Source organism: Lautropia dentalis, from assembly GCF_003892345.1.
Classification (GTDB): Bacteria; Pseudomonadota; Gammaproteobacteria; order Burkholderiales; family Burkholderiaceae_E; genus Lautropia; species Lautropia dentalis.
Genome location: NZ_RRUE01000001.1, coordinates 374,614 through 400,465, shown reverse-complemented (window position 1 = coordinate 400,465; position 25,852 = coordinate 374,614). Strand labels below are relative to the sequence as shown.

At 66.2% G+C, this 25,852-nt stretch carries 21 protein-coding genes; 13 read left to right on the top strand and 8 right to left on the bottom strand.

Annotated features, from left to right (window positions below):
- The first annotated feature begins 193 nt into the window (after nt 1-193).
- The 5 genes from EHV23_RS01530 to EHV23_RS01510 all read left to right on the top strand — a co-directional run bounded on the left by EHV23_RS01530 (nt 194) and on the right by EHV23_RS01510 (nt 10,162).
- Nucleotides 194-2,341, top strand: a complete 2,148-nt coding sequence (locus EHV23_RS01530) for a S8 family serine peptidase (RefSeq protein ID WP_238990229.1) — start codon at nt 194-196, stop codon at nt 2,339-2,341.
- Between the two features lie 58 nt (nt 2,342-2,399).
- A complete protein-coding gene (locus EHV23_RS01525) occupies nt 2,400-4,454 on the top strand; it encodes a S8 family serine peptidase (RefSeq protein WP_125094405.1) in 2,055 nt (684 codons plus the stop codon).
- Nucleotides 4,455-5,832: 1,378 nt separating this feature from the next.
- Nucleotides 5,833-8,724, top strand: a complete 2,892-nt coding sequence (locus tag EHV23_RS01520; protein WP_420813040.1) for a M1 family metallopeptidase — start codon at nt 5,833-5,835, stop codon at nt 8,722-8,724.
- Complete coding sequence (locus tag EHV23_RS01515) at nt 8,721-9,728, top strand: class 1 fructose-bisphosphatase (protein ID WP_125094403.1); 1,008 nt, start codon at nt 8,721-8,723, stop codon at nt 9,726-9,728. The genes EHV23_RS01520 and EHV23_RS01515 overlap by 4 nt, the downstream gene beginning before the upstream one ends.
- Before the next feature lie 101 nt (nt 9,729-9,829).
- Nucleotides 9,830-10,162 carry a hypothetical protein gene (locus tag EHV23_RS01510; protein ID WP_125094402.1) on the top strand — a complete coding sequence of 111 codons (333 nt, stop codon included), beginning with the start codon at nt 9,830-9,832 and terminating at the stop codon, nt 10,160-10,162.
- A 65-nt stretch (nt 10,163-10,227) separates the two neighbouring features.
- On the opposite strand, the gene EHV23_RS01505 is transcribed toward EHV23_RS01510, so the two are convergent.
- The 7 genes from EHV23_RS01505 to EHV23_RS01470 form a co-directional block, all read right to left on the bottom strand.
- Entirely contained in the window at nt 10,228-10,590 is a 363-nt protein-coding gene (locus tag EHV23_RS01505; RefSeq protein ID WP_125094401.1) for a type II toxin-antitoxin system RelE/ParE family toxin, read from the bottom strand.
- 4 nt (nt 10,591-10,594) lie between these two features.
- Nucleotides 10,595-10,885 (bottom strand): ribbon-helix-helix domain-containing protein, encoded by a 291-nt coding sequence (locus EHV23_RS01500; RefSeq protein WP_125094400.1) that lies wholly within the window; start codon nt 10,883-10,885, stop codon nt 10,595-10,597.
- A gap of 175 nt (nt 10,886-11,060) precedes the next feature.
- Entirely contained in the window at nt 11,061-12,173 is a 1,113-nt protein-coding gene (locus EHV23_RS01495) for an AbrB family transcriptional regulator (protein ID WP_158615777.1), read from the bottom strand.
- Nucleotides 12,170-12,376 carry a DUF4351 domain-containing protein gene (locus EHV23_RS15130; RefSeq protein ID WP_158615776.1) on the bottom strand — a complete coding sequence of 69 codons (207 nt, stop codon included), beginning with the start codon at nt 12,374-12,376 and terminating at the stop codon, nt 12,170-12,172. The genes EHV23_RS01495 and EHV23_RS15130 overlap by 4 nt, the downstream gene beginning before the upstream one ends.
- Before the next feature lie 100 nt (nt 12,377-12,476).
- Nucleotides 12,477-13,550: a tRNA threonylcarbamoyladenosine dehydratase gene (locus tag EHV23_RS15465; protein WP_203228847.1), complete on the bottom strand. Its 1,074-nt coding sequence runs from the start codon at nt 13,548-13,550 to the stop codon at nt 12,477-12,479.
- Nucleotides 13,547-14,536, bottom strand: coding sequence for a DMT family transporter (locus EHV23_RS01480; protein WP_125094398.1), 990 nt, complete (start codon nt 14,534-14,536; stop codon nt 13,547-13,549). The genes EHV23_RS15465 and EHV23_RS01480 overlap by 4 nt, the downstream gene beginning before the upstream one ends.
- Nucleotides 14,536-16,416 (bottom strand): helicase HerA-like C-terminal domain-containing protein, encoded by a 1,881-nt coding sequence (locus tag EHV23_RS01470; RefSeq protein ID WP_238990228.1) that lies wholly within the window; start codon nt 16,414-16,416, stop codon nt 14,536-14,538. The genes EHV23_RS01480 and EHV23_RS01470 overlap by 1 nt, the downstream gene beginning before the upstream one ends.
- A gap of 259 nt (nt 16,417-16,675) precedes the next feature.
- Between EHV23_RS01470 and EHV23_RS01465 the strand changes: the two genes are divergently transcribed.
- The 8 genes from EHV23_RS01465 to EHV23_RS16455 all read left to right on the top strand — a co-directional run bounded on the left by EHV23_RS01465 (nt 16,676) and on the right by EHV23_RS16455 (nt 24,578).
- Nucleotides 16,676-17,404, top strand: coding sequence for a YebC/PmpR family DNA-binding transcriptional regulator (locus EHV23_RS01465; RefSeq protein WP_125094397.1), 729 nt, complete (start codon nt 16,676-16,678; stop codon nt 17,402-17,404).
- A gap of 77 nt (nt 17,405-17,481) precedes the next feature.
- Nucleotides 17,482-18,849: a phosphoribosylamine--glycine ligase gene (purD, locus tag EHV23_RS01460; RefSeq protein WP_125094396.1), complete on the top strand. Its 1,368-nt coding sequence runs from the start codon at nt 17,482-17,484 to the stop codon at nt 18,847-18,849.
- Nucleotides 18,850-18,860: 11 nt separating this feature from the next.
- Nucleotides 18,861-19,847 carry an oxygen-dependent coproporphyrinogen oxidase gene (gene hemF, locus EHV23_RS01455; RefSeq protein WP_125094395.1) on the top strand — a complete coding sequence of 329 codons (987 nt, stop codon included), beginning with the start codon at nt 18,861-18,863 and terminating at the stop codon, nt 19,845-19,847.
- Nucleotides 19,844-20,623, top strand: coding sequence for a nicotinate (nicotinamide) nucleotide adenylyltransferase (nadD, locus tag EHV23_RS01450; protein ID WP_125094394.1), 780 nt, complete (start codon nt 19,844-19,846; stop codon nt 20,621-20,623). Before hemF ends, nadD begins: the two co-directional genes overlap by 4 nt.
- Nucleotides 20,624-20,842: 219 nt before the next feature.
- Nucleotides 20,843-21,286, top strand: coding sequence for a ribosome silencing factor (rsfS, locus tag EHV23_RS01445; protein ID WP_238990227.1), 444 nt, complete (start codon nt 20,843-20,845; stop codon nt 21,284-21,286).
- 126 nt (nt 21,287-21,412) lie between these two features.
- The gene (gene rlmH / locus EHV23_RS01440; protein ID WP_125094393.1) at nt 21,413-21,901 is read left to right on the top strand and encodes a 23S rRNA (pseudouridine(1915)-N(3))-methyltransferase RlmH; all 489 of its coding nucleotides are present in this window, start codon (nt 21,413-21,415) and stop codon (nt 21,899-21,901) included.
- 147 nt (nt 21,902-22,048) lie between these two features.
- Complete coding sequence (locus EHV23_RS01435) at nt 22,049-22,705, top strand: Maf family protein (protein WP_125094392.1); 657 nt, start codon at nt 22,049-22,051, stop codon at nt 22,703-22,705.
- Between the two features lie 448 nt (nt 22,706-23,153).
- Nucleotides 23,154-24,578, top strand: coding sequence for a ribonuclease E/G (locus EHV23_RS16455; RefSeq protein WP_420813039.1), 1,425 nt, complete (start codon nt 23,154-23,156; stop codon nt 24,576-24,578).
- Between the two features lie 133 nt (nt 24,579-24,711).
- Here EHV23_RS16455 and EHV23_RS01420 read toward each other — a convergent pair whose 3' ends face one another.
- Nucleotides 24,712-25,797, bottom strand: a complete 1,086-nt coding sequence (locus EHV23_RS01420) for a glycosyltransferase family protein (protein ID WP_125094391.1) — start codon at nt 25,795-25,797, stop codon at nt 24,712-24,714.
- Nucleotides 25,798-25,852: the final 55 nt, after the last annotated feature.

The following is a 25,852-nucleotide window of genomic DNA, read 5'->3' as shown; positions in this document are numbered from 1 at the left end:
GGCCGGAAGAACGGCAGGAACACATGGGCATGGCCTTCCTTAAGCTGAAGGCACCGTCACGGGGCTGAGCGGGATGCCGGGAGGAGATGAAGGTCTGGCCATCCGCTATCCGCGCGGATGGTTTTCTGGACCTTTTCCCTGCGGGGCCGTGCCGTTATCCCTGTGCGGCCCCGCCCTTTCCGTGTTTTCTGCCATGAAGCTGCCAAAACAGACCCTGTTGCCCTGGTACGCGCCCTTTCTGCTCTGTCTGCTGGCGAGCTGCGGCGATGGCCCGATTGCGCGCATGGGGGATGGCACCTCCGGTGCCCCACCCGTCACGCAACCGGGCGGAACACTGGCGCGCGGTGGCACGGGCAGTCAGACCGGCCCCGGATATGACCCGTCAACGAACAATGGCAGCGGTTCCACCGGCTCATCGGACGCTTCCGGACGTGCACCGCAGAGCGGCACAGGCAGCGTGGCCAGCCCGTCGGGCACAGGTTCGAATGGCAGCAGCGGGGCAAGCGGTACCGGTTCACCCGGCGCAGACGGCTCATCGGCCAGCGGCTCGTCTGCTGGCGGAACATCTACAGGGAACGCCCCAGGCACACCCAGTGGCACGAGCACGAACAGCCCGAACGGTGTTACCCCCGGAACGAACGGCTCACGTGATGCGGACAGCAATGATCCGGACGGTGTGGACACCGGCAAGCCTCCGGCCGTCAAGCTGCTGAGTTCGGCCGGGTGCCCCCTGCGCTACGAAGACAAACCGGCCCCGGCCGCGCTGACCGGCGCGGATCCGCTGACACATCTGCAGTGGTACCTGCACAATGACGGCAGCCAGGCCGGCACAGTGGCCGGCGAAGACCTGCATCTGGGCACGCTGCACAGCCGGTACCGGGGCGAAGACGTGCGCATTGCCGTGGTGGACGATGGCATCGAGATGACGCACGAAGACCTGCGCCAGAACATGGTGCCCGGCGGCAGCTACAACTATCTGGCCGAGCTGCCGGACTGGCCCGTGGGCAGCCCGTGGGCCGTGCCGTGCACGAAGGACCAGGACCATGGCACGGCCGTGGCCGGCATCATTGCCGCACGCGACGACAATGGCGTGGGCATTCGCGGTGTAGCGCCCCGGGCGCAGCTGCGCAGTTTCAATGCCATGTCGGGCGGAACGGATCTGGACATTCTGGACGCGCTGCAGCGCCATGTGGAGGACACCGACATCTACAGCAACAGCTGGGGCGGTGACGACACCGGCCAGTACCAGGACGCCCTGCCCAGCCGCGTGGCGCTGTCCGGCGTGATCAATGCAGGACTGAAAAAAGGCCGCAACGGGCTGGGTTCCATTTATGTGTTCTCGGCAGGCAATGGCCACAGCCTGGGTGACTACAGCGCCTACGATGGCAACGTGACCCTGTATGGCGTGATGGCGGCGTGCAGCACGCATGCCGCCGGGCTGCACGCCCACTACAGTGAGATGGGGCCAAACCTGCTGGTCTGTGCCCCCGCAGGCAGTGCCGGAGATGAAGAGGAACGCAAAACGCTGCCGCTGGTGGAAACCACCCATCTGAACGACACCTACACGGCACGTTTCAGCGATACCTCGGCGGCAGCGCCCATGGTGTCGGGCGTGGTGGCGCTGATGCTGCAGGCCAACCCGAAGCTGACCTGGCGGGACGTGCCGCTGGTGCTGGCGCAGAGTGCACGCAAGGTGGATGCGCAGTCGGCCGGCTGGACGCAGTATGGCCCCTGGCATTATCACCACGCCTATGGCTTTGGCGTGGCCGATGCGACGGCGGCCGTGGCACTGGCACGCACCTGGCCATCGGTGGGCGGCAGTGACGCGGTGAAGCGCTGCGGCACGGTCACACACGAGGTGGGCCGCAGCATTCCGAAATCCACGCCGCTGACCGATTATGACGCGCTGGATGATTTTGCGGAGAAGCTCGACTACAACGCGCCCGTGGCCGATGGCATGACCGACAGCATCACGCTGCCCGACGATGGCTCCTGCCCGGCGGGCACCGTGGAACACGTGGAAGTGACGCTGGAAATCACCGACGCCGGCGGCAAGGCAGAGCATCCGGATTCCGGCAAGCTGCACATTGCGCTGACCAGCCCGAGCGGACGCACGAGCACGCTGGTACTGCCCCACCCCTGCTACGAATACAACGCCCTGGGCGAAAGCGTGCTGGGTACCTGCGAAGGACTGACGAAATTCAGCATCGGCATCACACGCCACATGGGCGAGCCCTTCTTTACCGGCAACAGCCGGGACTGGACCCTGTCGCTGGCCGATCACAGCGCCAGTGCGGGCGGTCAGCTCAAACGCTGGTCGATTCTGCTGTCCGGCCATTGATCTGAGGCCATTGACCTGTCGGACCATTGACGGCTGCACAATTTTCCGGACCCTTTGCATGAAAAACAACGCCCGTCAGATCGTGCTGCATCTGTCCCCCTGGCTGCTGCTGGCACTGGGCGCCTGCGGGGGCGGCGGTGACACCTTGCAGACCGTTTCCCCCATCGCCGAAGGGGAGCAATTGCCAGCAGGGATGCCCGTCATCGGGGACAGTTCCCTGCAGACAGCGCCCCCCGTCACCGAAGACAGCCCCTCCGGCACGCCCGGTAACCTGGTAACGGTTGACCCAACGCCGGCCCCCAATGGCCAGCCCCCCGGCAGCATGACTGCTGGCAGCACGACAGCGAGCAACACGATGGCCGGCCGCACGGCAGCAGGGAGCGCAATGGCCAGCAGTACAGCCGCCGATATCCCGCCCGTGACCCGCGCCACGGCCACGGGCATGTCCACGAGCCCCGGCACGGTCGCGACGGCACGGACCGATTCCTCTCCCCCTGCTCCCGCCCCGTTCACCACCAGTGACCCGCTGCGCGCCCAGCAATGGCACCTGCGCAATACCGGCAGCACGCTGAATGCGGTGGCCGGTGAGGATCTGAACCTGGGCGGGCTGCACCGGCAGTTCCGCGGCGAGGGCATCCGTCTGGCGGTGGTGGACAACGGGGTGGACGTGCTGCACGACGATCTGCTGCCCAACGTGGTGCCGGGCGCAAGCCACAACTATCTGCCCGAAGGACAGGGCAACGCCCTGCCACTGCCCGTCACTCCCAGTGATGATCATGGCACTGCGGTGGCCGGCATCGTGGCCGCGCGGGACGACAATGGTCTTGGCGGCGTGGGCGTGGCGCCCCGGGCCGGACTGGTGGCCTACAACGCGCTGGCCCACCAGACGGACGTGAGCCTGCTGGATGCGCTGACACGCGGACTGGCAGACAACCAGATCTACAGCAACAGCTGGGGGGCGCTGGATACGGGCCACTTCGAGCATGTGTCGGCCGGAGACGGGGCGCTGGCCTCGGCACTGGGCCGCGGACTGCGCGAGGGACGCGGCGGCAAGGGGGCCGTGTATGTATTTGCGGGCGGCAATGGCGCGCAGACCGGCGACTATTCGGTGTACGACAGCAACGTCAGCCACTACGGCATGGTGACGGTATGCGCCGTGAATGCGGGCGGCAGGCGCACGCTGTACAGCGAGGCCGGCCCCAACCTGACGGTATGTGCGCCCTCGGGCGATTCACGCACGGGCTACGGGGACTGGCAGGCAGGCATTACCACCCTGCTGCCCGGACAGGGCTACCGCGACAATTTCAATGGCACCTCGGCCGCCGTGCCAATGGTGTCGGGGGTGGTGGCGCTGATGCTGCAGGCCAACCCCGACCTGACCTGGCGGGATGTGCCGCTGGTTCTGGCGCACTCGGCCCGGCAGGTGGATGCCGGCTCGCCGGGATGGCGCAGCCTGCCCGGATCGTCGCTGCGCTATCACCACCACTACGGTTTTGGCGGGGTGGATGCGCAGGCTGCGGTGAAGCTGGCCCGGCAGTGGTCCAGTGTGGGCGGCAGCGAATCGGTGCGCCAGTGCGGGCCGTACCGGAAGAAGGTGCGCGGCGCCATTCCGGAACGGATTCCGGCCACGACCGGCGCAGCCCCGGACAACACGGACAGCTCCGGAAGCATGGAGGACACCAGGGGCAAAGGCAACGGCGGCATCGACGAGAACGTGCCCGTGCAGGACGGGCTGCTGTCGGCCATCGACATTCCGGCCGACTGCCCCATCCAGCACATCGAGCACGTGGACGTGCGGATGACGGCCGTGTCGGACAACTACCGGCGCCAGCACCCCGGCCCGGGTGACCTGCACATCACCCTGACCAGTCCGCTGGGCCAGGTGAGCACGCTGGCCACCCCGCACGACTGCTACCGGCTGGGCAGCGACGGTTCCCGGCAGGGCACACGCTGCGTGGGACTGAAGGATTTTCGCTTCGGGCTGCGCCGGCACATGGATGAACCGGCTGCCACCGCCACCAGCCGCAGCTGGACGCTGGGCATGGCCGACCGCCGAACAGGCAACCACGGCAAGCTGTACTGGTGGGAGATCACGCTGTATGGGCGTGAGTGAGCGTTGCATCCCTCGATAGGGTCGCGGCGCCAGCCGATCAGGCGACAGAGCACTGCTGTCGTGGTGCCACTCAACCACGCGACGGGGCACTGCTGTCGTGGTGCTACCCAATCACGCGACGGGGCACTACTGTCGTGGTGCCACCCAGTCACGCGACAGGGCACTACGTCGTGGTGCCACCCAGTCACGCGACAGGGCACGCGAGCGGGGTGAGGGGCGCACGGGATGTGCAGACGCTGCCTGCAGGACTGGCGCACGCGCGCATGCAGTACAGGCACGGCCGGCACGGCTGGGGCTGGCATAATGGAGGGAAGCGGGTGCAGCCTGACGGTGCGGCGCCTGCTGCCGGATGAGCCCGGCCACCGCAGGTGGGCTGAAAAGGCGCATGAACACTGGCTCTGGCCAGTGTGTGCCTGCCCCGGAAGCCTGTGCGGGGGCGGCAAAAAAGGTTCGGCTGGGTCCGCCTGACACCGGGCGTCCATGTACTTCTGCCCGCCGCCCGGTGCGCGGAGGAAAGCGGACCCGCCGAAAAGACCGTTGAAGAACCCCACTGCCCGGGTTGGCGCCAGACAGCTAAATTCTTCGATTAATCATATAGTTATTGCTTCAACCTAGAAATGATCTCACATTTCGGGGTTGCTTCGCAAGGTGGCGTTTCGCCAACAGTGCAAAAAACCAACGTTTCCTGCCGTCCGTCGGGCCGCAACGGCCCGTGATGCCCCAAGATGTGTCATGACCTCATTTGCCCCCACGCTCCCCTTGGGCGTGTCATGAACGCTTTCGCCCCCGTGCGCCTCCTTTGGGCGTGTCATGACCCCGAAGGGATGGGACAGGCGTGAGGGATGGGGCATCCCCTGCCCTGCCGTTTCTTTGCCGCTCGCCCGTTTCTTTCCCGCTCGCCTACACCCTGCCGCCGCTTTGGTCCAGCCCCGGCGAAACGGTTATTCTTTGCAGGTTCAGAACATTTTCCTGCACCTGCCCCATGACCAGCACCACAGCCAACCCGCCACCCGTCCCTTCCCGGACCCCGGGTGCCGCCCAGTCCGCAACCCGGTCGCCAGCCGCTGCACACTCATCAGCCGCTGCACATTCATCAGCCGAAGCCCAGTCATCAGTCGCTGCACAGCCCTCCGTCGAGGTCCGGTCTTCGGTGGCTGCCCAGCCTGCTTCGCCGGCTGGTGCCCCCCTGGCCCAGTCCACCGTGGTGCGTCGCGAGGACTACCGGGCCCCCGACTGGCAGGTCGACGGCGTGGTGCTGCATTTCTGCCTGGACGCCGACAATACGGTGGTCACGGCCGCCTGCCAGTACCGTCGTCGCCCGGAGACCCCGGCCGACGCCCCACTGCGGCTGGATGGCGAGGCGCTGGAGACCCTGGCGGTGGCGGTAAACGACATCCGCCTGCCCTCGCCCGAATCGCTGATCGAGAACGGCCAGCTGGTGCTGCGTGACCTGCCCGAGCATTTCGTGCTGCACACCCAGGTGCGTATCCATCCGGCCGCCAATCTGGAGCTGTCCGGGTTGTACGCCACGCAGGGGACGCTGCTGACCCAGTGCGAGGCACAGGGCTTTCGCCGCATGACCTGGTTCATGGACCGGCCGGACGTGATGAGCACCTTCCGCGTCATCCTGCAGGCACGGCGGGCGGATTATCCGGTGCTGCTGTCCAACGGCAACCTGCTGGCCGATGATGCGCCGGCCGCACGGGAGGCTCGCGCCGCGCTGTCGGTGCTGCCCTGCGGGCCGGCCACGCTGGCGGGTACGGCCAGCGCTGGTGGTGGTTCTGGTGGCTCTGTTGCTGATGCGGCCGTCGGTGGTGCTGGTGCCGGTGCCGGTGCCGGTGCCGGTGCCGGCAGGGATGCTGCGGCCGGTACCGAATGGCACGAGGTCGTTTGGGAGGATCCGTTCCGCAAGCCCTGCTACCTGTTTGCGCTGGTGGCCGGGAAGCTGGCGGTGAACGAAACCCGCTACCGGCTGGCCTCGGGGCGCGAGGTGCTGCTGCAGGTGTGGACCAGACCAGAGGAGATTCACCGCACCGGCTTTGCGCTGCAGAGCCTGGAAAAAGCTATTGCCTGGGACGAGCGGCGCTTCGGGCTGGAGCTGGATCTGGACCGGTTCATGATCGTGGCGGCCCCGGATTTCAACATGGGCGCCATGGAAAACAAGGGGTTGAACATCTTCAACGCCAAGTACGTGTTTGCCGATCCGTTCGTGGCCACCGATACCGATTTCGAGTGGATCGAATCGATCATCGGTCACGAGTATTTCCACAACTGGACGGGCAACCGCGTCACCTGCCGCGACTGGTTCCAGCTGACGCTGAAGGAAGGGCTGACGGTGTTCCGCGACCAGGAATTCACGGCCGACCAGATGGCCGCCGGCGTGGCCCCGCAGGCCGCCGGCAGCGTGCGTGCCCTGCAGCGCATGGACAACGTGCGGCTGCTGCGGCAAGTGCAGTTTGCCGAAGATGCTGGCCCGATGCGCCACCCGATCCGCCCGGACAGCTACCAGGCTATCGACAATTTCTACACCGCCACCGTGTACGAAAAAGGCTCGGAGGTGATCCGGATGCTGCAGACGCTGCTGGGCGTGGACGGCTTCCGGCGCGGCATGGACCTGTATTTCGAGCGGCATGACGGACAGGCCGTGACCTGCGAAGCCTTCGTGAGCGCCATGGCCGATGCCAACGGGCGCGACCTGGGCCAGTTCATGCGCTGGTATGGCACGCCGGGCACGCCGCGGCTGGTGGTGCGCAGCCATTACGACGCCGCCACGAAACGGCTGGTGCTGTCGCTGACGCAGCAGCTGCCGGACACCGACGGCAATCCGGTGACGCCGCCGGCTGAAAAGGCGCTGCACATTCCGGTGAACGTGGCGCTGCTGGCACGCGGGGCTGGTTCGGCTGGTTCGGCTGGCGCTGCTGGTTCAGCTGGTTCGGCTGCTGGTGTTGCTGGCGTTGCTGGGGCTGCTGGGGCTGCTGGGGCGCAGGGTACGGCCGGTGGCCAGCCGCAGGGTGCCGCGGCCGGTTCGGTCATTGCCCAGCGGCTGCTGGAACTGAAGGCCCCCTCGCAGGACTTCGTGTTCGAGGGGGTGGAAAGCGCCGATGCGCGTGGCCCGATCCTGTCGCTGCTGCGCGATTTTTCGGCGCCGGTGGTGGTGGATTTCCCGGCAACGGATGCCGATCTGGCCTTCCTGCTGCAGCACGACGACAACCTGTTCAACCGCTGGGAAGCCGGCCAGCAGCTGGCCGAGCGGGCGCTGCTGGCTGCAGTGCGCGAGGGTACGCCGGCAGCAGATACAGGTATCCCATCCGGCGGCGTCACGTCCTCTGCCGATTCCGCGGTAACGGGTGTCTCCACCTCAGCAGGCAGCGCCCTGCCAACGGGTGGCTCCACACCGTCTGCCGGCGCCGCCCGGGACTCCCTGCAGGCGCTGGCCGATGCACTGATGGCCTCGCTGCCGGATGCCCGGCTGGACGACGGCCTGCGCCAGCAGATGCTGCTGCTGCCCGACGAGCTGCGCCTGGCCGAGCAGCTCACGCCGCTGGATCCGCAGCGGCTGCGCACGCGGCGCAATGAGGCCGTGCTCCGCATCGTGCAGCCACTGGTACCGTGGCTGCGGCAGGTGGCAGAGCGCAGGCACTGGCAGGCGCCGTATTCGCTGGACGTGCCGAAGGTCGGGCAGCGGGCGCTGGGCAACACGGCGCTGCAGCTGCTCACGCTGGCAGGCGCCGACGGCGCGGCCGGACTGGCCCGTGCCCAGTTCGATGGTGCGAACAACCTGACCGACCGTCTGGGTGCCCTGCAGGCGCTGCTGCGCGCCGGGGCCGATGATGCCGAATGGGCGCTGGCCCGCTTCGAGGAGGTCTACCGCCACGAAACCCACGTGCTGGACAAATGGTTCACCGCACAGGCCACCATGCACGGCACCCACGAACCCACGCTGGCCCGGGTGAAGCGGCTGATGGCGCATCCCGGCTGGGACGCCCAGAATCCGAACAAGGTGCGCGCCCTGCTCTACGCCTTCTTCAACAGCAATCTGGCCGAATTCCACCGGCCCGATGGTGAAGGCTACGCCCTGTGGCTGGAGCAGGTACTGCGTCTGGACCGTAGCAACCCACAGGTGGCGGCACGCATGGCGCGTACGCTCAACCGTCACCGCCGTTTCGTCCCGGCACTGGCCGACCGGATGCAGGCCGTCCTTGCCCAGGCCGCACAGGATGCACAGTCCCCGGATGTCCGGGAAGTGATTGCCAAGGAGCTGGAATCATGAAAAAGCACATCAGCCTCACGCAGTACCTCGTGGAGGTGCAGCGCAGCAAGGGTCTGATCCCCGGCGAGCTGCGCCTGCTGCTGGAAGTGGTGGCGCGCGCCTGCAAACGCATCAGCCAGGCCGTGGGCAAGGGCGCGCTCACCAACAGCCTGGGCGATGTGGGCACCCAGAACGTCCAGGGTGAAAAGCAGATGAAACTGGACGTGATCGCCAACGACACGCTGCTGGAAGCCAACCTGTGGGGTGGCCAGCTGGCGGCCATTGCATCGGAGGAAATGGACCAGCCCTTCACCATTCCCGACCGTTATCCGAAAGGCGAATTCCTGCTGCTGTTCGACCCGCTGGATGGTTCGTCGAACATCGACATCAATTCGGTGGTGGGCACGATATTTTCGGTGCTGCGTGCACCGGAAGGTGTGAAGGAGCCCTCCGAAAAGGACTTCCTGCGACCGGGCAGCGAGCAGGTGGCCGCCGGCTATGCCATCTACGGCCCCTCCACCATGCTGGTGATGACGGTGGGCGACGGGGTGGCCGCATTCACGCTGGACCGCGAGATCGGTGCCTGGTACCTGACCGAGCGCGGCTATCGCGTGCCGGAAGCGACGCAGGAGTTTGCCATCAACATGTCGAACCGCCGGCACTGGTATCCGCCGGTGCGCAAATACATCGACGAACTGCTGGACGGTAAAACCGGACCGCGCGGCAAGGACTACAACATGCGCTGGATTGCGGCCCTGGTGGCCGAGATTCACCGCATCATGAACCGCGGTGGCGTGTTCATGTACCCGGCCGACCTGCGTACGCCCGACCGTCCCGGCCGGCTGCGGCTGCTGTACGAGGCCAACCCGATGGCCATGCTGATGGAACAGGCCGGCGGTGCCGCCACCGACGGGCGCCAGCGCATTCTGGACATCCAGCCCACTTCCCTGCACCAGCGGGTGCCGCTGTTCATCGGGGCGAAGGAAGAGGTGGAGCAGGTGACGAAATATCACCTCGAGTCATGATTCGAACCACTGCCTGATGCCTTGATCTGCCAACGGCGTGAGTCGTTTGGAATGGTGAAGTATTCCCAAATCGTCTGATGCCCCCGTTTTTTCAGGTTTCCATGAACTTCACGAAAGTCCTTGCCCGGCTGGCGGCCCAGATTCTGCTGGGCATTGCCGTTTTCTTGTGGGGCGCCATTGCGGCGCTGGATCCGGCACGCGGCGACAGCCGCTGGGTGATCGGTGCGGCCAGCGTGCTTTCGCTGGCAGCGCTGGTACGGCTGAGCAGGGGCGGCAACTGGGTGCCGTGGGTCGGCGCGGTGGGGCTGGTTCTGCCGATTGGGGTGCTGGCCCACGACAATGGGGGCTCACCGTGGCTGTGGGTGCTGTGGGGGCTGGTTGTCGTGGCGACGCGGGGGTGGATTCGGGAGGGGCACAATGTGAGGGATGTCTGATCTCCCGAACATCCTTTTCATGCATTCTGGATGCCCGTATGCTTCGTTGCGCTGGAGGGCGGACATTACTGCCAGATATGCCCGGCAACCTGATGTGAACCGAACTCTGTCGCATCATGAAGTAACCGGCCGATCACGACCAGATCACCCTCGACACGATAGATCAGAAAATGTCTCAGGTTCTTTACACGACCCGAAACAAGATCTACGTGATCACGACTCAAACGCAAATGCCAAGTACGAACCCCATCGCCCAACCGGGGTTCAGCCTTGCTTCCCACGCGGAATGGCTGAGCTGACACATCCTGAACTGCAATCGTGATCAGTTTTCTGTAACGGGTCCGGGCCGAAATTCCAAAAAATGCCTGAGACCATTGGAGCGCACCCGAAATGTCGATACGCGCTTCGGCAGACAAGCGGTAACGCATTTCCTTATCCCTGTGACCGTATGGCCTCATCGACCTCAGCTTCGATCTGTTCCATGAATGAGTCCAGATCTTTGTCTTCTATGTCGTAATACCGGCCAGCCGCAATATCAGCCCAGCCTTTGTCTGCAGCAGCCTTGAGCACCTGAATTCGCTCCTCTTCCCTGCGTTGTGCATCCTCCAGGAGACGCAAGCTGGCGCCAACGACATCCCTGGCGCTCTGAAAACGACCTGATTGCACAAGGCTGTTCACGAGCAGATCCTCCTGCTCGGTCAGTTCAACGTGTGAGGGTGGCATAAGCAAACTCCGGGAAAACCTGTGCCAAGGATAGACAAATCCGCGTGATCTGCCAACGTCCTCTCGCTGTTGACTGCCTGGCAGGTTGTTTCACCCCCGGCGACGCCAGAACGCAGCACCTCGTCATCACGCGGATTCGGGGCCAACGCGGAAACCTGTGAATCCATGACACGCACTATCGCCCCCCACCGATCCAGCGCCGGTGCACCAGCGGCGTGGTGAACAGCACGGCGATCATGCGGGAGATCTGCAGCGCGGTGACCATGGCCACGCCCAGTTCGAGGGAGCGGGCCAGCAGGGTCATTTCGGCAATGCCGCCGGGCATGAAGCCCAGGATCAGGGCTGGTGCCGGCTCGCCGCTGGCGTGCGCGAGACCGCTGCCGATGGCCACCGACAGCGCGATGAAGCAGACGGTGGACAATGCCACGGCCGCCAGCAGGCGCGGCGCCGAACGCAGAAAATCGGGGCGGTACTTGTCGCCGAAGGACCAGCCAACACCGAACTGGCCCGCCCGGACGAGCCAGGACGGCAGGTCGGTATGGGACAGCACGTCCGGCAGGCTGAAGTGAGCCACGACAAGATTGCAGCCTGCCACGAACAGGAAGGCGCCCAGCATCCAGACATTGGGCAGGCGCACCCGCCTGAAGACCTGAACGGACAGCAGGCTGCCGGCCATGAGCAGCAGCAGCGTGGGCCAGTGCACCACACGGCTGGCCGCGGCGGCCGCCCGGGCGGCCTCGGCATCGCCACCCCAGAGCCATTGCACGCCGAAGGGAACGATGACGACCACGATCAGTACCCGCATGCTGTGAGCCGTGGCCACGTGATCGACCCGGGCACCGGCGCGCTGCGCCATGTTGACGATTTCGCTGGCCGTGCCCACAGCCGAGGCAAACCAGGCGGTACCGCTGTCAACCCCGCCGTAACGGCGATATATCCACCAGCCGGCGACAGCCAGAATCTGGGCATGGAACATGCCGAACAGAATGAGCGCCCAGTGCCCCGCCAGATTGTCGACCACTTCCGGCGTGAAGTAGACCCCCAGCGACAGGCCAATAACCCAGCGGCCGAACTTGTTGAGCGCAGGCGGGCAGCGGGTATCGATGCCCACCACACGGGTGACGGCCGTGGCAAAGAGCGGCCCCATCAGCCAGGGCAGTGGCGTGTGCAGCAGGTTGGCAATGACTGCGCCGGTGAGGGCGATGAGGAGACCCCGGAAGATGGGGGGATATGAAGCAGTAGTACGGATCAGGTCTTTCTGGAGGCGGGGAGACTTTTTCTTGGTCACTGCAGCCGGAACACCTCTTCCAGCGTCCGTGCCGTCAGGATGCTGTCGGTCCAGCGATCCAGTTCGCCCTGCGTGGCACCCTGCAGCCGGGCTTCGGTGGCTTTGTCGAGTGTGCCGAAGCGGCGGGTCAGCAACCGGATCAGTGTTTTCAGCTGGCCATCGATGCGGCCCTCTTCGTACCAGCGCGCTGTCAGTTGGTTCATGCGTTGTTTCTCCTGTGGGTATTGCTGCCCGAGCAGTTGCCGTTCCTCGGTGTTCAGTGTCAGATAGAGTTCCATGATGCCCAGCTGCTCAGAGCGTACTTCAGCGCAGCAGCACGCCAATCGCCCTGCCCGCCGCCGCCAGCCCCATGCTGGCCGTCACGGTGACCAGCGAGCCGTAGCCCGCACAGGCCAGCGGCATGCCACCGCCTTCGCCCTGCGGGCGGGTGCCCGCTACCTGTTCGGGCGAGTAGATGGCGGTGACACCAAAGCGGGGCGGCCCGTCAGAGACGCGCTTCTTCCTGTGAGATGCCGACGGGACACGGGGAGCAGGCACTGCCACGGATGCCGCTCGTGCAGAACCTGCCAAGCCCGCTGGTGCCGTACCAGCCGCACCGGCCGCACCAGCTGCATCAGCCACGCCAGCTGCGTCAGCCACACCGGCTGCACCAGCTGCATCAGCTTTGCCGGGCACACCGGGTGCAGCGGCAGCTCGCGCTTCCCCGGCGGCAGCGCCCTGCAGATCGGGCACGGCTGCCTTCACCGTCCCGTCGGCCCGTACGAAGCCGTGCCGCTGCCGCAGGCGGGCACGCACGGCCGAGAGCAGTGCGTCGCCGGTGGTGCGGGCCAGGTCATCGGCACGCAGCTGCAGGGGGTCGGTACGGCCACCCGCGGCGCCGCAGACGACGACGGGCTTTTTGCTGGCTACGCACCAGGCTATCAGCGAAGCCTTGGCAGCTACGGCGTCGATGGCGTCGATGACGATGTCGGCACCGGCCGGAATCAGCGCGTCTTCGGTGCCGGGTTCGACGAAATCGTCCACCAGGTGCAGGGTGATGTCCGGCGAGATGTCGCGGATGCGGGCAGCCATGGCCTCGACCTTGGCAGCACCCAGCGTGCTGGTCAGTGCGTGAACCTGGCGGTTGATGTTGGATTCGGCCACGTGGTCGAGATCGATCAGCGTGAGGGTGCCAACGCCGCTGCGGGCCAGCGCCTCTGCGGCCCAGGAACCGACACCGCCGATGCCGATGACCACGGCGTGCGACTGCCACAGGCGCTCCCTTCCCTCACTGCCGTAGACACGGCTGACGGAGGAGAAGCGGCGGTCGGCAGGGTCAACAACGCCACAGGCTGGAGATGATGCCGCCTGTTCCTGTTCTGGGGTCAAGTGATTCATGGCGTACGGGTCCGGCTGAGCATCAGAATCCCCGCGATGACGATGGCGGTACCGACGAGCTGCAGCGTTCCCACCGGTTCGCCGAGGAACCAGGCGCCCAGTGCGATGGTCCAGACGGGGCCGATCATGCCGATCTGGGCAGTAGTGCCGGCACCGAGGCGGCCGACGGCCATCATGGTGAGGGTGATGGGCATGACGGTGCAGAAGACGGCGTTGATGGCCGACAGGGCCTGTACCTGCCAGGGCTGGTGGAACATGGTGAGGCCGCCGCTGAGCAGGGCCTGGCCGATGCAAAACACGCTGGCCACCAGGCTGGCCCAGGCGGTGAGGCGGATGGCACCGAGGCGGCGTACGACCTCACCGCTGGTGATGAGGTAGAGCGAATAGCTGAGGCCACTGCAGAGCACGAGAATGGCGCCCAGCAGCAGATCCTTGCGGGCACCGACATCCATGTCGATGTCATGCAGGAAGACGAGAAACACACCGAGGTAGCTGACCGCCAGGGCGGCCCACTGCAGGGCGGCCACGCGCCGGCCCAGCCAGAACACCGAGATGAGCAGCACGAAGGTGGGGCCGAGGTACAGGATGACCCGCTCCAGCCCCACCGACACGTATTTGAGCCCCCAGAAGTCCAGATAGCTGGCCAGGTAGTAGCCGGAAAAACCCAGAAAGAGCACCTTGCGGGCATCGCCGGCGCGCCACGGTGAGGGCTGGCCTTCTGCTGCGGCCCGCCGGCGTGCGGCCGGGCCGTCGGTGCACCAGGCGATCAGCGCAAACAGCGGCCCGGCCCAGAGCATGCGCAGGCCGAGGAAGGTTTCGGTGTCGATGGGGTAGCGGTAGCCCAGCTTGACGACGATGGCCTTGCCGGCAAACAGCATGGCCCCCAGTACGCCGTACAGCAGGGCGATCCAGTCGAAACGTGCGGGTTTCGACGGGACCAGCTGTTCATCCGGAGCACTGGCCCTCTGTCCGGCGCCGGTCTGCATCAGCGCTTCTTGCCGGTGAGCGAACCGAGGATGCCGCGTACCAGCTGGCGGCCGACCTGCGAGCCGACGGAGCGGGCCATGCTCTTGGCGGCCGATTCGAGCACGGAGTCGTTGCGGCTGCTGCGGGCACGACTGCCGGTGGCGCCGCCCAGCAGGCTGCCGAGCACGTCGGAGAAGAAGCCGCCGGATTCCTCCGGTTGCTGGGCCGGAGCGGGCGCGGCGCGGCCGGCGCTGCTGGCGCCGGGACGTCGGCTGGCGGCGGATCCGGCGCCGGTCTGGGCACCGGCGTGACCGTAGTCCGCACCGCCTCCCGAAGCACCCTGCCCCTGACCGCCGGCCTGGGCCGCACCGGCACGGCCTGTCGTACCACCATGATTGCCCCAGCCGTCCATGTCGCCAGCACCCGCAGAACCACCGGCACTGGCCGCAGAACCAGCGGCACCACCCATGGAACCGCCTGCGTCACGCCCTGCTGCACCACTGGCCCCGGCTGCTGCGCCCGTTCCGGAAGCGCCCCCGTTCTGGCCTTCGCCGTACCAGCTGCCGCCGGACGTGCCAGTCCTTGTGCTGGAGGCACCGGCCCCTGCCCCACCGGCCGCCCGGTCACGCAGCACCTCGAAGGCGGACTCCCGGTCGATGGCCTCTTCGTAGACGCCGGCCACCGGGGAATCCTTCAGCAGGGCGGCGCGCTCTTCGGCCGTGGCCGGGCCGATGCGGGAGGCCGGGGTGGCGATCCAGACACGCTGGACCATGGCCGGGGTACCCTTGGCGTCGAGGAAGGAGACCAGGGCCTCGCCCACGCCCAGCTCGCCGATAGCCTGCTCGGTGTTGAGGGCCGGGTTGGCGCGCATGGTTTCGGCGGCGGTGCGCACGGCCTTCTGGTCGCGCGGGGTGAAGGCGCGCAGGGCATGCTGGACGCGGTTGCCCAGCTGGCCCAGTACGCTGTCGGGCACGTCCAGCGGATTCTGGGTGATGAAATAGACGCCCACGCCCTTGGAACGGATCAGGCGCACGACCTGTTCGATCTTGTCGAGCAGTGCCTTCGGGGCGCCGTCGAACAGCAGGTGGGCCTCGTCGAAGAAGAACACCATTTTGGGTTTGGGCAGGTCGCCCACTTCGGGCAGCTGTTCGAAGAGTTCGGCCAGCAGCCAGAGCAGGAAGGTGCCATAGAGGCGCGGGGCATTCATCAGCTGGTCGGCCATCAGCACGTTGATGTAACCACGGCCGTCCGGTGCGGTGCACATCATGTCGGAGAGCTTCAGCATGGGCTCGCCGAAGAAGCGCTCGGCGCCCTGCTGTTCCAGCGTGAGCAGGTTGCGCTGGATGGCACCGACGGAGGCGCTGGAGACGTTGCCGTACTGGTTGGTGAACTGTTTGGCATTTTCACCGATGAACTGCAGCATGGCGCGCAGGTCCTTGCTGTCGAGCAGCAGCAGGCCATTGTCGTCGGCCACCTTGAAGGTGAGGTTGAGCACGCCTTCCTGGGTTTCGTTCAGGCCCATCATGCGGGCCAGCAGCAGTGGCCCCATGTCGGAGACGGTGGCACGCACGGGATGCCCCTGTTTGCCGAAGACATCCCACAGCATGACGGGAAAGCCGGTGAACTGCGGCGTGGGCAGCTTGTGTTCTTCCAGCCGGGCCTGCAGTTTGGGACTCATCTGGCCGGGCTGGCTGATGCCGGTGAGATCACCCTTCACGTCGGCCATGAAGACCGGCACGCCGATGGTGGAGAACTGTTCGGCCAGGCGCTGCAGGGTGACGGTCTTGCCGGTGCCGGTGGCGCCGGTGATGAGGCCGTGGCGGTTGCCCAGGGCCGGCAGCAGGCCGGCTTCGATGGTGTCGTTCTTGCCGATCAGCAGGGGAGGAAGCGCGTCGGACATCAGGAAAACTCCGGAAAATGAAAAGCGCATGGTACGGCCACTGGCGGCACGGCCAGCCACGGGCGCCGAACGGGATGCATGACCCGCCGAATGGTAAAATGGCCGTTTACTCTGGCAATCTTAGACCAGAGTGCATGCAAGCGGGCGGCCGCTGGCCTGGCCCGCGCTTACGGTTGTAGATCTTTGTGAACCCGGCAGGCCGCCCGGGGTGGAGTCCCGCCCGGATGCTGGCAGCTGCCCTCCCCCAGAGGATTCAGGTATGGCAGGCCATTCCAAGTGGGCCAACATTCAACACCGCAAGGGCCGTCAGGATGCCAAGCGCGGTGCGCTCTTCACCCGGCTGATCAAGGAGATCACCGTGGCCGCCAAGATGGGCGGCGGCGACCCGACGATGAACCCGCGGCTGCGGCTGGCCATGGAAAAGGCGGCTGACGGCAACATGCCGAAGGACACGGTGCAGCGGGCCATCCAGCGTGGTACCGGCGGCCTGGAAGGCGTGAACTACGAAGAAATTCGTTACGAGGGTTACGGCATTGCCGGCGCCGCAGTGATCATCGACTGCCTGACCGACAACCGCACCCGTACAGTGGCCGATGTGCGCCACGCACTCACCAAGCATGGCGGCAACCTGGGCACCGACGGTTCGGTGGCCTTCCAGTTCACGCACTGCGGCCAGCTGGTGTTCGCCCCGGGCACCGACGAAGACAGGCTGATGGAAGTGGGGCTGGAAGCCGGTGCCCAGGACATCGTCACCAACGACGACGGTTCCATCGAGGTAATCACCGAGCCGGGTGATTTCATGGCCGTCAAGACGGCGCTGGAAGCGGCTGGCCTGAAGGCCGAGGTGGCCGAGATCACCATGAAGGCGCAGAACGAGCTGGAGCTGACCGGCGACGACGCCACGAAGATGCAGAAGATCCTCGATGCACTCGACAACGTGGACGACGTGCAGCAGGTCTATACCAACGCAGTCTTCAACGAAGACTGATTCCACACGGCCCCGTGCGTCCAGCGGCGCTGCAGCCCTCCAGCGTGCAGCCCTCAACTCAATCCGGAGCAATACTGATGACAGCCCAGAAACGGTGCCTGGTGGTGGGTGGCGGTGGACGTGAACACGCCATCGCGCTGGCCCTGGCACGCTCGCATGCGTTCGAAACGGTGTTCGTGGCGCCCGGCAATGCCGGTACGGCGCTCGAGCCCGGCATGCGCAACCTGCCGGTGGGCAATATCGGTGCGCTGGCGCTGTTTGCCGAGCGCGAGCAGCTGGCCTTCACCGTGGTGGGCCCCGAGGCCCCACTGGCCGAGGGGCTGGTGGACCACTTCCGCAGGCGCGGGCTGCCGGTGTTCGGCCCCACCCGGGCGGCGGCCCGGCTGGAAGCCTCGAAGGATTTTGCCAAGGCCTTCATGAAGCGGCACGGGATACCCACCGCCGCCTACGAGACCTTCACCGATCCGGCGGCCGCCAAAGCCTACATCAGCCAGCAGGGCGCGCCCATCGTGGTGAAGGCCGACGGGCTGGCGGCCGGCAAGGGCGTGGTGGTGGCGCAGACGGTCGAGGAGGCCCATGCCGCCGTCGACCAGTTCCTGTCCGACGCCTTCACCGGCGGCAGCAAAAAGGCATCCACGGGCCGCAAGGGCGTATCCGGCAGGCTGGCCGGCAAGACGTCCGGCGATGCCGATTCGGCCCGGGTGGTGGTGGAAGCCTTCCTGACGGGCGAGGAAGCCAGCTTCATCGTGATGGCCGACGGCCAGAACGTGCTGGCGCTGGCCACCAGCCAGGACCACAAGCGGCTGCTCAATGGCGACCAGGGCCCGAACACGGGCGGCATGGGCGCCTATTCGCCGGCTCCGGTCATCACCCCCGACATCCATGCCCGCGCGCTGCGCGAGATCATCCTGCCGACCATCCGCGGCATGGCGGCCGAGGGCACGCCGTTCACGGGCTTTCTGTATGCGGGCCTGATGATCGGCCGTGACGGCAGCCTGAACACGCTGGAATTCAACTGCCGGCTGGGCGACCCCGAAACACAGGCCATCCTGAGCCGTCTCAGAACGCCGCTGGGCACGCTCATCCAGGCCGGCATCGAGGGCCGGCTGGACCAGGTGGAGGCCGAATGGGACCGGCGCAGCGCCCTGTGCGTGGTGCTGGCATCGGCCGGCTATCCGGGCAAGCCGGATCTGGGCGATGTGATCACCGGCTATCCGGCCGACGGCAATGCCGGGGATGACCTGTTCGTCTATCACGCCGGCACGAAGCGCCAGGGCGATGACATCGTCACCAGCGGCGGCCGGGTGCTGGGCGTGACCGGGCTGGGCGATTCGCTCAAGATGGCGCATGCCCGCGCCTACGAAGGGGTGCGGGCCATTCATTTCAACGGCATGCAGTATCGCAGCGACATCGGCCACCGGGGACTTCCCGGCGGCCGGATCTGACAGGACACGCCATGAACAGCAGCACGACACCCACCGCGTCCGGCACACCGGCGCATGCCACCTCCCCCGCCCAGCACGACGCCATTGCCGCCTGGTTTGCCGGGCTGCAGGCCCGCATCGTGGCCGGGCTGGAAGACGTGGACGGCGGCACCTTCCTGCGTGATGCCTGGCAGCGCGAACCGGATTCGCCCACCCAGGGGCGCGGCATCAGCTGCGTGATCGACGACAGCCACGTGCTGGAGCGCGGCGGCGTGATGTTCTCCGACGTGGAAGTGGCCCAGATGCCGCCCACGGCCACCGCCCACCGCAAGGAACTGGCCGGCCGCAAGGCCCGCGCCACCGGGGTGTCGCTGGTGCTGCACCCGCGCAACCCCTACGTGCCCACGGTGCACATGAACGTGCGCTTCTTCCGTGCCATGGCCCCCACGCCCGACGAACAGGACGTGTGGTGGTTCGGCGGCGGCATGGACCTCACGCCCTATTACGGCGAGGAAGAAGATGCCCGGCATTTTCACCAGACCTGTTTCGATGCGCTGCAACCATTCGACGCCGAACATTATCCGGCCATGAAGGCCTGGTGCGATGAATACTTCTTCCTGAAGCATCGCAACGAGGCACGCGGCATTGGCGGGATTTTCTTCGACGACCTGAACACGCCGGAATTTGCCACCGCCTTTGCGCTGACGCGCAGTGTGGGCGACCATTTTCTGGATGCGTACCTGCCCATCGTCAGACGGCGGATGAACACCCCGTATGGCGAGCGCGAGCGCACCTTCCAGGCGCTGCGACGCGGCCGGTATGTGGAATTCAACCTGGTGATCGACCGGGGCACGCTGTTCGGGCTGCATTCCGGCGGACGTACCGAGTCCATTCTGGCTTCGATGCCCCCCACGGCCGGCTGGCGCTACCAGTATGCACCCGAGGCCGGCACGCCGGAGGCCAGGCTCTACACCGACTTTCTGCCGGCGCGTGACTGGCTGGGAACGGTACCCACATGAATTTCGGCCGGCGACGTCGCATTGGATTGCTGGGTGGCAGTTTCGACCCGGTTCACGTGGCCCATCTGGCCCTGGGGCAGGCCGCCATGGCGGCCCTGAAACTCAACCAGATGGTGCTGATCCCCACTGGCCATGCCTGGCAGAAAGGCGGCCACCAGACCGAGGCGCGCCACCGGCTGGCCATGCTGCGGCTGGCCATTGCCGCCCTGCCCGCCAACACCGAGGCCGGTCACTGGCTGATCGACGAGCAGGAGCTGAACCGCCAGGGCCCCAGCTACACCATCGACACACTGCGCACGCTGCGCCGGCAATACGGACAGGATGCGGCGCTGATCCTGGTCCTGGGCAGCGACCAGTTCCGCAATCTCGAGACCTGGCGCGAATGGCGCCATCTGCTGGACTATGCCCACCTGGCGGTGACACAGCGCGAGCAGGTGCCACTTGCGGACCTGCCGCCGGACATCGAGAAGCTGCTGATGGCCCACGGTACCGGTGCCCTGCCCGATGCCCCCTGCGGCAGCATCATGTTCTTCCGGATGCCGCCGGTGCCGCTGTCATCCACCCAGCTGCGCAGACAGCTGGCCGCCGGCCAACCGGTCAACGGGCTGCTGCCGATGGGGGTGGAAGCGTACATCCGCCGGCACGGGCTGTACGGCACGGGCACAGGCACGGGTTCGGGTTCGGGTTCGGGTTCGGGTTCGGGTTCGGGTTCGGGTTCGGGTTCGGGCCATGATGATGACTCGGACCGGCCGATGGGCTGGGGGCCGTCGCGCTGAGCGCATGTCGTGATCGGGGTGGCCAGCACCTTTTTGCACCGGAACGATCCTGCCGCCCGGAGGTAACGTACCCCTTGCGGAAACGGGCTGCCCTTTTCGGGACCATGGGTTCCTTTTGGTGATGGGCCGCCCTTTTCGGGGCCATAAGTTCCTTTTGGTGACGGACCGCCCTTTTCGGGGTGAATGAACCCTTTTTTCAGGCATTTCGAAGGCATTTTCATGAGCATTTCCGAACTGCAGTACCTGGTGGTGGACGCGCTGGAAGACGTGAAGGCGCAGGACATCCGCGTGTTCGACACCGGCCCGCAGCGCGATGCGAAGTCACCGGCGCTGTCGGACCTGTTCGACCGCGTGGTGGTGGCCACCGCCACCTCCAACCGCCAGACCCGCGCGCTGGCCGCCCACGTGCAGGAGCGTGCCCGTGACGAGGGCTATCCGGTGGTGTCGGTGGAAGGCGAAGAAACCGGTGAATGGGTGCTGGTCGATCTGGGCGACCTGATCGTGCACATCATGCAGCCCACCATCCGTGCCTATTACAACCTCGAGGAACTGTGGGGCTCCCATCCGGTGGAACTGCCACTGCCCAGACCGGCCGCCCGGCGTGCACGGAGCAAGGCTGCCGGGGCCGCCGAGGGATCGGGGGCCGGGCAGTCTGCCGTCTGACATGGCGGACGGTGAACGCGTGTCCGATCGCGGCAGCTGTTCCGACCCCTGCCGGTCCCGTCACGAGCGGGCCTGCCCCGTCGCGACGCGCGTGCCTGGCCACGGTTTGCCCTGCCAGGATTTGACATGCTGATCCGCATTCTGGCCGTGGGCCAGCGCAGCCCGCGCTGGGTGGACGAGGCGGTGGGTGACTACCTGAAGCGCTTTCCGGCCGGCTGGCAGGTGGAACTGGTGGCGGTGAAGACCGAGAACCGCACCGGCGATCCCACCCGCCGCACCGACGCTGCCACGGCCACACTGATGGCCCGCGAGGCCGAGCGTCTGCGCGCGAAAATCCCGCCCCGGGCGCGCGTGGTGGTGCTGGACGAACGCGGCGACGACCTGCGCACCACGGCACTGGCCCAGCGCCTGCAGCGCTGGCAGCAGGCCGCCGAACCGGTGGCCATCCTGATCGGCGGGCCGGACGGACTGGACGCTTCGCTGAAGGCTTCCGCGCACGAGCGCATCCGCCTCTCCAGCCTGACGCTGCCACACGCACTGGTGCGGGTGCTGCTGGCCGAGCAGCTGTATCGGGCGTGGTCGATCAATGCGGGGCATCCCTATCACCGGGAGTGACCGGCGGGCCGCCCGGGAGCCTCTGCAAAAGCCCCGGGCGCACCTCATCAACCGGTTCACCTTCCGTCCCCCGGCACGTGTCATGGACGCATTCATTCTCCCGCCGGGCGTCGAGACGGGGCGACGACAATCCATGGAGTCTCACACATGATCTATCTTGCCTCACGCAGTCCGCGCCGGCTGGCGCTGCTGGAACAGATCGGCATCACCGATGTCCGGCTGCTGCTGGACGAGGACGAGGCCCGGGCCGAGGCACTCGAAGCCGTACGTCCGAAGGAATCACCCACGCAGTATGTGGAACGGGTGGCGAGGGCCAAGGGCGAGGCAGCCTGGGCGCGACTGATGGCGCTGCGGGGCACCGCGGGACAGGCCGGTATGACCGATGCCTGGCCGCTTGCGCCGCTGCTGGCGGCCGACACGACGGTGGCCGTGGGCGGGAAAATTCTGGGCAAGCCGGAAGATGCCGACGACGCTGCCCGCATACTGGGCCTGCTGTCGGGGCGCTCGCACCGGGTGCTGAGCAGCGTGGTGGTGATCGGCCCCAGCGGCAAACTGCGCCAGTGCACGCAGGTGTCGCGCGTGCGCTTCCGGCGACTGACCGATGACGACATTGCCGGCTACATCGCCTCGGGCGAGCCCTTCGGCAAGGCCGGTGCGTACGGCATCCAGGGGCTGGCGGCGTGTTTCGTCAGGCGCATCGAGGGATCGTACAGCGGCATCATGGGGCTGCCGCTCTTCGAGACGGCACAGCTGCTGGGCAAGGTGGGCGTGCCGCCGGTACGGGTGGATGGATCCAGGGCCTGACGCCGGGAGTCCATTTGGCGACGGCCGCCGCATGGTGTATACCATGAGGTGACAACAGCCGGAGCGTCCCATGTCCGACCCCGTAAAAGAAGAAATACTGGTCAGCACCACCTCGCCCGAGACCCGGGTTGCCCTGATCCAGCAGGGGGTGCTGAAGGAATTCAATATCGACCGTCAGGCCAGCCGTGGCCAGGTGGGCAACATCTACGCCGGCATCGTCAACCGGGTGCTGCCGGGCATGCAGTCGGCGTTCATCGACATCGGGCTGGAACGCTCGGCCTTTCTGCACGTGACCGACCTGTGGCAAAGCCGGGTACAGGAAGGAGGTTCCACCCGCCCCATCGAAAAACTGCTCTATCCGGGGCAGCCGCTGCTGGTGCAGGTGATCAAGGATCCCATCGGCAGCAAGGGCGCCCGACTGACCACACAGATCAGCATTGCCGGGCGGATGCTGGTGTTTCTGCCGCACGACCAGCATCTGGGCATTGCCCAGCGCATCACCGACGAGGCCGAGCGCACGCGGCTGCTTGAGCGGGTGCGGGCGCTGACGGCGCTGCCGCCCGATGCGGTGCTGGCGCCTGTGGCGAAGGCTGATACTGCTGCTGATACTGCTGCTGATGTTGGTGCTGGTGCTGGTGCTGGTGCTGGTGCTGGTGCTGGTACCGATTCTGATGCTGGCAGTGGCGATGGTGCTGCTATCGGCAGCGCGGGGGACGGTGTTGAAGGTAGCGCCGGTACTGCCACCGCCGATGGTGCAGGTGAGCCAGACAGACAAAAAGTACCCAGGGCACCCGGAACGCCACAGGTCACCCGGAAAGCCGGCTCCGGAGAAACGAAAACAGCACCGGCTGACGCAAAGGCGGCGCTGCAGGGCGGCGGATTCATCATCCGCACCGTGGCCGAGGGGGCCAGCGACGAGGCGCTGCTGGCCGACATCCAGTACCTGCGCCGGCGCTGGGCGCAGATTCTGGAAGCGGCGCAGGCCAATGCTGCCGGCAAGCCGGCGGGCAGCCGCAAGCCGGAGCAGCTCTATCACGAGCTGCCGCTGTCGCAGCGGGTGCTGCGCGACATGGCGTGGGCGGGCACGCAATCGATCATCGTGGACGATGTGGAAACGCTGGCCACGATGCGCACCTTCTGCCGCACCTACATGCCCAATCTGGAAGAAAGGCTGCGGCTGCACGAGGGCGCGCGCTCGCTGTTCGACCTGTATCAGGTGGACGAGGAAATCGAGCGGGCACTGGCGCGGCGTGTGCCGCTGAAGTCCGGCGGCTATCTGATTTTCGACCAGACGGAAGCACTGACCACCATCGACGTGAATACCGGCGGCTACATCAGCGGCCGCAATTTCGACGACACGGTTTTCCGCACCAACCTGGAAGCCACGCAGACGCTGGCGCGCCAGCTGCAGCTGCGCAATCTGGGCGGGATCATCATCGTCGATTTCATCGACATGAGCAGTGCGGAACACCGGGAGGCGGTACTGCATTCGCTGCGCAGTGCCCTGCAGCAGGATCGCACCAAGACCACCGTCAATGGTTTCACCTCACTGGGGCTGGTGGAAATGACGCGCAAGCGCACGCGCGATTCGCTGGAGCGGATGCTGTGCGAACCGTGCAATGCCTGTCATGGCAAGGGCACGATCAAGACGGCGCGCACGGTGTGCTATGAAATCATGCGCGAGATTGCGCGCGAGGCGCGGCAGTTCGATCCGAAGGAATTTCGCATTCTGGCCTCGCAGCAGGTGATCGACCTGCTGCTGGACGAGGAAAGCCCGCACCTGGCCATTCTGGGAGAGAACATCGGCAAGCCGATCACGCTGCACGTGGAGCCGGCCTACGTGCAGGAAGATTACGACATCATTCTGGCGTGAAATACCGGGGGCGACATGGCATGGGACGGGAAGGATATCGTCCCCGGACGTGCGGTGGCGTCAGCACGGCCCGGAATACCGGACGCGGGGTGACTCAGGGCGAACAGAGGATCGTTTCAGACATGTGATGGTGTCAGTCCGGCGTGAAATACCGGACGCGGTAGCGCGGCCAGAGGCGGTCGACCAGCCGCTTGAGACGCTCGGCGGTGCTGCGGTGCCGGTCCTCGGTGGGCAGGTGCTGCCAGTCGGTATTTGCGGCACGGGCCACGGCCTGTGCCACGGTTTCGTTGCGCAGGCGGCTTTCGGCCAGAAAATGGCCGATGAAGACATTCCAGCCCGGCTTGTTGCCCCAGTAATGCACGATCCAGCGGTCGCAGGGCTGCAGTGACGGGGCACCTTTCAGTGCAGCCGAAAAGGCCAGCTGCTCGACCAGGCGGCGCGGGCACCCGGTGGCACACATGGCGTCGCAGAGCTGCAGGGCATGATCCACCAGCGTCCGTCCCCGCGAGGCCGGCAAGGCAATGACGCCGGCATTCCACATCTCGGTCTGGCCATCGAATGACACACCGGCCAGTGTCTGCCCCGTCAGCATACGGCGCATGCGGGTGAGCGTGCGGCTGTTGCGGTCGGCCAGCGCATTCTCCCGACAGTGCATGAAGGCCTGCCCGGCATCCAGTCCGGCTTTCAGGGCGGACAGGTCCGTGGCGAGGAAAGTATCGGAATCGACATAGACCAGATGCTGGTCCGGATGGCGCTGCAGGGCGTGTTCGACGGCCTTGATCTTGATGCGCCAGAAGAACTGCTGCGGTCCCTGCCAGTCCTGCAGGGTGTCGGCAGAGATGGGAAGAATCTCGATGACCGGGCGGGCACCTGCTGGCCGGGCATCTACCTGCGCACGGGCCTCTTCCCGTGCACTGGCCGAGTCCAGTGTTCTGACCACGCCCTGTGTACTGATCATGGCTTGTGTACTGGCCACGCCTTGTGTACGGGTCGTGCCGCGTGTACTGGCCGTGCTCCGCTCACGGCCCTCGTCCGCCGCCCTCTTCTCCCCATCCTGCGATGCCGCCACACCTGCCTGCAGCCAGCGATAGAAACCGGGCCGGTCAGTCATGACCAGCACGCGCCCGATGCGTGGATCCTTCAGAAAACTGAGAACGCTGAAAGCCGCCTGATGGTGGTTTTCGGCCCTGTCGCCAAAGGTAAGCAGAAGCAGATTCATGGAGGTGTTGTGGAGGAACACAAGCAGCGAGCCCCGATGATAGGCGATTGCTCCG